The organism is Protofrankia sp. CiP1_Cm_nod4 (assembly GCF_982290645.1).
This window is the reverse complement of sequence record NZ_CEVIVC010000060.1, coordinates 1-5089: the sequence shown is the minus strand read 5'-3', so window position 1 is coordinate 5089 and position 5089 is coordinate 1. Positions and strand designations below refer to the sequence as shown.

The following is a 5089-nucleotide window of genomic DNA, read 5'->3' as shown; positions in this document are numbered from 1 at the left end:
GAGACAGGCCAGCCGGACGGGACAAGCCGGCCGGACGGGGCGGGCCGGCCACCGGCGGGCGGTGGCGGCGCGGCGGCCTCCCGGGACGTCCGCCAGCTCGGGGTGGCGCTCAGCCGGCCGCGGGTGGCCGACCGGCGCGAGGGCGTCCGGGCCCGGGTGGCGCTGCGTTTCCCCTGGCTGCTCACGGACCCGCGTGACCTCGGCTATCTCGACGCCTACGACGTGGTCATGGCGAACTCGGTCTACACCCGGGACTGGATCCGCCGGCTGTGGCACACCGACGCCGACATCCTCTACCCGCCGATCCAGGTGGCGTGCCTGACCCCGGCGCAGGAGCGGGAACCGTCGGTGCTGACCGTCGGCCGTCTGTTCGCCCCCGGTCTGGGGCACGCCAAACGGCAGCTGGAGATGGTGCGCTGGTTCGGTGAGCTGTACCGCTCGGGCGCACTGCCCGACTGGCGGATGCACGTCGTCGGCGGCTGCGAGGACTCCCAGCTCCCCTACCTGGAGCGGATCCGGGACGCCGCCCGCGGCCTGCCGGTGGAGATCCATCCGAACGCCCCGCGGCACGAGGTGGAACGGCTGCTGTCCACCTGCTCGGTGTTCTGGTCCGCGACCGGCTACGGGGAGGACGTCGACCGCCGCCCGTGGACGGCCGAGCACTTCGGGATGACCACGGTCGAGGCGATGGCCGGCGGATGCGTCCCCGTGGTGATCGACAGCGCCGGCCAGCGCGAGATCGTCCGCCACGGGCTCGACGGCTTCCGCTGGACCTCCCCGCAGCAGCTCGCCTCGTTCACCCGGCGTCTCGCCACCGAGGACGCCATGCGCCGGCGGCTCGCGGCAAGCGCGGCCGCCCGCGCCCAGGAGTACGCGGACGCGGCGTTCGCCACCCGCTGGCGCGACATCGCCACCCGCCACCACCTCTACAGGCAGACCATGGCGGACAGAGCCTAATCACTTTCAGTGATCGCTCCCCGTTCAGCAGAAAAACAACAGAGCGGGCAACGGCGAACAACATCGTCACGATCCGGGGACTTCGAGCCCTGGAGCGTCTCACCATGGAGAACCACTCGATCACCTTTGGCGATCGTGCGCCAACAGGATGGACAGCACCAGGGAGTACCGACCACCGAGAGACACCAACCGGCGGGACCATTCACGCCGACCGCCGGGGGCTACCGGCGGCGCTGCCCGACGGCCCGCTGCCCGGCGGCGTCCCCAGGCGGCTGTGGTACTCACGGACGTACCCGTGGAGAGGAGCGAGCCCGATGCGGGTCATCCTGGACGGAACGCCCCTGCTCGGCCCGCGCACCGGGGTGGGCCACTACACCGGCCACCTGCTCGCCGAACTACCGTCACTGCCCGGCCTGGACGTCGCCGCGACCGCGTTCACCTGGCGTGGGCTCGACGGGTTCGCCCCGGCGCTGCCACCGGGCGTGCGGCCGGCCGCGCGCCGCGTCCCGGCCCGGCTCATGCACGAGGCGTGGGCACGCACCGACACGCCGAAGCTGGAATGGCTGGCCGGCGCGGCCGACGTGGTGCACGCCACGAACTTCGTCCTGCCGCCGCTGCGCCGCGCCCACGGCGTGCTGACCATCCACGATCTCGCCTATCTCAAGCTCACGAACACCGTCTCCGCCGCCTCCGCCCGCTACCGGGAGCTGGTCCCGCGCGGCCTGCGCCGGGCCGCCGCCGTCGTCACCCCGAGCGCGGCGATCGCCGCCGAGGTCGTCGACACCTACCGGCTGGATCCGGCGATCGTGACCGCGACACCGCTCGGCGTGGACGCGGCCTGGTTCGACGCGTCCCCGCCGTCCGCGCGCTGGCTCGCCGCCCATGGTCTGCCCGAGCGGTATCTGCTGTTCGTCGGCACCCTTGAGCCACGCAAGAACCTGCCGACCCTGCTGGCGGCGGTCCGCGGCCTGCACGCCGAGGTCTCCGACGCGCCGCCGCTGCTGCTGGTCGGGCCGTCCGGCTGGGGGCCGGCGCTCGACCGGTCGCGGCTGCCGGCCGGGGCGGTCGTCACCACCGGCTACCTGCCGACGAACCAGCTCCGCCGGCTGGTCGCCGGGGCCGCCGCCCTGTGCTTCCCCTCGTTCTACGAGGGGTTCGGCCTGCCGCCGCTGGAGGCACTGGCGGCCGGGACCCAGGTGGTCGCCGCCGACATCCCCGCTGTCCGGGAGGTCCTCGGCCCGCTGGCCGGCAAAGGCGTACGACTCGTCCCGCCGATGGACACCGAGGCATTGACCGACGCGCTGATCGGCGCGCTCAAGGAGGATGCCGACCCGGCCCCGGGCCGCTCCCACGCCCGGACGTTCACCTGGCGCCGCACCGCCGAACGCACCGCCGCCGTCTACGCCTCCCTCACCTGACCCACCCCGCCCCGCAGGCGGATTCCATCCGCGCGCACCGTAGGTGGATTCCGTCATCACAGCAACGCTTTCCACCTACAGCAGCGGAAGCCGTAGGTGAAAAGCGTTGTGATGACGACGGTTTTCACCTACAGCTTCCGCGCCTATAGGTGTCATATCGCCCCACTTCATGGGTCTCACAGGTCACGGGCGTACCGTTCGCTGTTGATCTCAGCGTTTCGTCGTAATCGATCATCCGGCGGACAGTTCCCGGATCACACGCCGGAACAGCAGCGACCCGGAGCCGGTGGGCCAACACCCGCTCCGGGTCCTGATCCCCAACCCTGCGCAGAAAGGAGTCAGAGACCCATGGAAATGATCCCAAACAGTCGTCGGCCTGGTCGTAGCGAGTCGCATTTCAATGGCTTGTTGATGGCGGACCCGGCGGAGTCAGCCCGTGTCAAGCTGCCCCCGCCGGACTCGGACCTATACATTCTCCGGTCAGCGCTGGTGCTGCCGGCCAGCGGAGGCGATCAGCGGACGTTCGCGCTTCTCTCCCCTCCGGACGGGACGGCCGGGACAGAACCCCGAGGGGAAGTCCGTGGGCTTACCGTCACCGGGTATGGCTGGGCAGCACATGGTGTGTCTGTCCGCCAAATCGCACAACCTTGATCGTTGCCCAGGACCTCCGACACACCGATAATCGAGGGAGGCCGTGGGAAACATCGACATCTCGCCGACCTGTACAAACGTTATAGATCATGGATTTTGGCGCGATTGTCCACAGACCCCCGTTGTCCACAGACCCCCGTCGGAGATTAGAGGACGATCTTGTATCGTCGCAGGTCAGCAGGGGTGAAAACTATGGTACGGTTCCCGCACAGGCAAGATCCGAGTCGGATTACAACACGAACAACACGCCGGTCTCCCAACCGACATGCAGGGCGGGCGGCAGAGCCGACGTACCGTCGGGCACGGCGTGCCGGTGCCGCGTGCAGGCGTCGCATGGCAGTCCCGCCGGGTCCCGTTCCCGGGCGCGGCGGGTGTGGCGCGCCTTCTGCGGCGATTTGAAGGGGCGCCCCTGAAGCCGTGCAGGACTTTGGCGGCGATCTTTCTTCGGTGCGTGTGTCCTGGTCAGGCGGCCGGTTGCTGGACAGACGAGATGACCTGGTCCGGGGTGTCGAGCCAGAACGTCTGCCCTTCGGGGGTGACGATCAGGCCGAAGCGGGTGTGATCGGGCTGGCCGGTGCCGATCCACCAACGGTAGGTGGCTTCCAGTTCATCCCACAGGTGGCGTGGTCCCTGGTGGTAGACCTTGTGAACGTCCGTGCCGGGAACGATGGTGGCCCACGATCCGGATGCGTAGTGCGACAGCAGCATGATGCCATCGGCCCTGAGCCCGGTCACCCAACCGGGAAGGCGGGCGCCGAAGGCGAACCCGGTCTCAAAGTCGGCAAACGGCTCAGGGTGGTAGATCTGCGTTGTTGTGATCTGGACGCCATCTGGTTCTTCGTCGTAGTAGGCGGCGCTTTCCGGGCTGTATACCCGCCACAATGCCCTGTCGTTCCGCTGGTTGCGTAGCCGCATGAACCCGGTGCTGCCGTGGCAGCGGCCCCGAGCGGTGCCGTCATCGCCGACGGTGAGGCAGGCGAACGCCTGGCATTCGTCGAAGCCGGCGACGAGAGGGAGCACGATTTTCCCGCCGGGTCGGGTCTGCTCCACCCATGCGTACGGCACCCGCAGCGCACTCGCGGTGCATATGACCCGTTCGTAGGGGGCGTTCTCGGCGTATCCGAGGGCACCGTCGCCGGTGACCACCGTGACCGGCAGGCCGGTCCTGGCGAGGACGGTCCGGGCGTGCCGGGCAATCTTCTCGTCCATCTCGATGGTGGTGACATGCCCGGGTGCCGCCCTCTCGGCGATCAGTGCGGCGTTGTAGCCGGTTCCCGTGCCGATCTCCAGGACGTCTGTGCCGTGGTGGACGTCGAGCAGACCGAGCATCGCGTCCATGACCGCGAGAGCGCTGGAAGAGCTGGTCGGGAAGGTGCCGGTACCGTCTTCGTCGAGTTTTCCATCGTCGACCTGAGTGACGATCGCATCATCGCTGTCGACCAGCCTCGACCAGACGTCCGGATCATCAGCCCGGTTGATCGGATACATGGAGCTGCCTTCTCCCCGATGAACCCAGATCACGGGCGGGATGAAATCGGCCCGATTCATACCGTTCCCTTCCCATTACATCTGTCACAGTTCTTGATCTCGGTTGCGGCCTTTCCGCTTCGGCCGTCATAAACAACCGTGATAGTTCCGGTGCCGTTACACTTCGGACAGGTCTGGGGTTGCGAGTGTTTCCCCATTGCACTCCTTGAACAACTGTGGAGAAAACCGGCGGCGACCTGTCAGCCCGAGTCGGCGCCCCTGTTTCTCCGGGTGTGCCGTGCGACGCGGTGGCGGGCCCGGTGAGATCGCGGTGGTTCGTGGCGGCCTCCTCGCCCCCGGACACCGACGTGCCCGCCGGAACCTGCCACGGAGAGCACCGGAGAATCAGCGTAGCCGGCTATGGCGCGCCCACCTGTACCGCACCGCCTTGGCCGCCCCCGAAACCGCCGAACAGATCTACGCCCCGTTCCGGGTAGCAGCGGTTTTCTGCCCGCGGCTGACGACGGAGGTGGGCGGGGGCTCTCGTAGCCTCCAGGGGTGGTGGACGCACTCGACGGGCCGGCGTCCGTCAGCCG

The 5089-nt window shown here is 68.8% G+C and carries 3 protein-coding genes; 2 read left to right on the top strand and 1 reads right to left on the bottom strand.

Annotation, left to right across the window (positions count from 1 at the left end; all coding sequences use genetic code 11):
- Together AC5LSR_RS13250 and AC5LSR_RS13245 are read left to right on the top strand one after the other, a co-directional pair.
- On the top strand, positions 1–957 hold a 957-nt coding region (locus AC5LSR_RS13250), incomplete at its 5' end, for a glycosyltransferase (protein WP_493468511.1).
- Between the two features lie 314 nt (positions 958–1271).
- Complete coding sequence (locus AC5LSR_RS13245; RefSeq protein ID WP_250282402.1) at positions 1272–2375, top strand: glycosyltransferase family 4 protein; 1104 nt, start codon at positions 1272–1274, stop codon at positions 2373–2375.
- A 1113-nt stretch (positions 2376–3488) separates the two neighbouring features.
- Here AC5LSR_RS13245 and AC5LSR_RS13240 read toward each other — a convergent pair.
- Positions 3489–4514, bottom strand: a complete 1026-nt coding sequence (locus tag AC5LSR_RS13240) for a methyltransferase domain-containing protein (RefSeq protein ID WP_250290188.1) — start codon at positions 4512–4514, stop codon at positions 3489–3491.
- Between the last annotated feature and the right edge of the window lie 575 nt (positions 4515–5089).

What these genes read in the sequence shown, in the direction of transcription:
- AC5LSR_RS13245 (WP_250282402.1), top strand. Translation starts at nt 1,272, where the DNA reads ATGCGGGTCATCCTGGACGGAACGCCCCTGCTCGGCCCGCGCACCGGG.
- AC5LSR_RS13240 (WP_250290188.1), bottom strand. Translation starts at nt 4,514, where the DNA reads ATGTATCCGATCAACCGGGCTGATGATCCGGACGTCTGGTCGAGGCTG.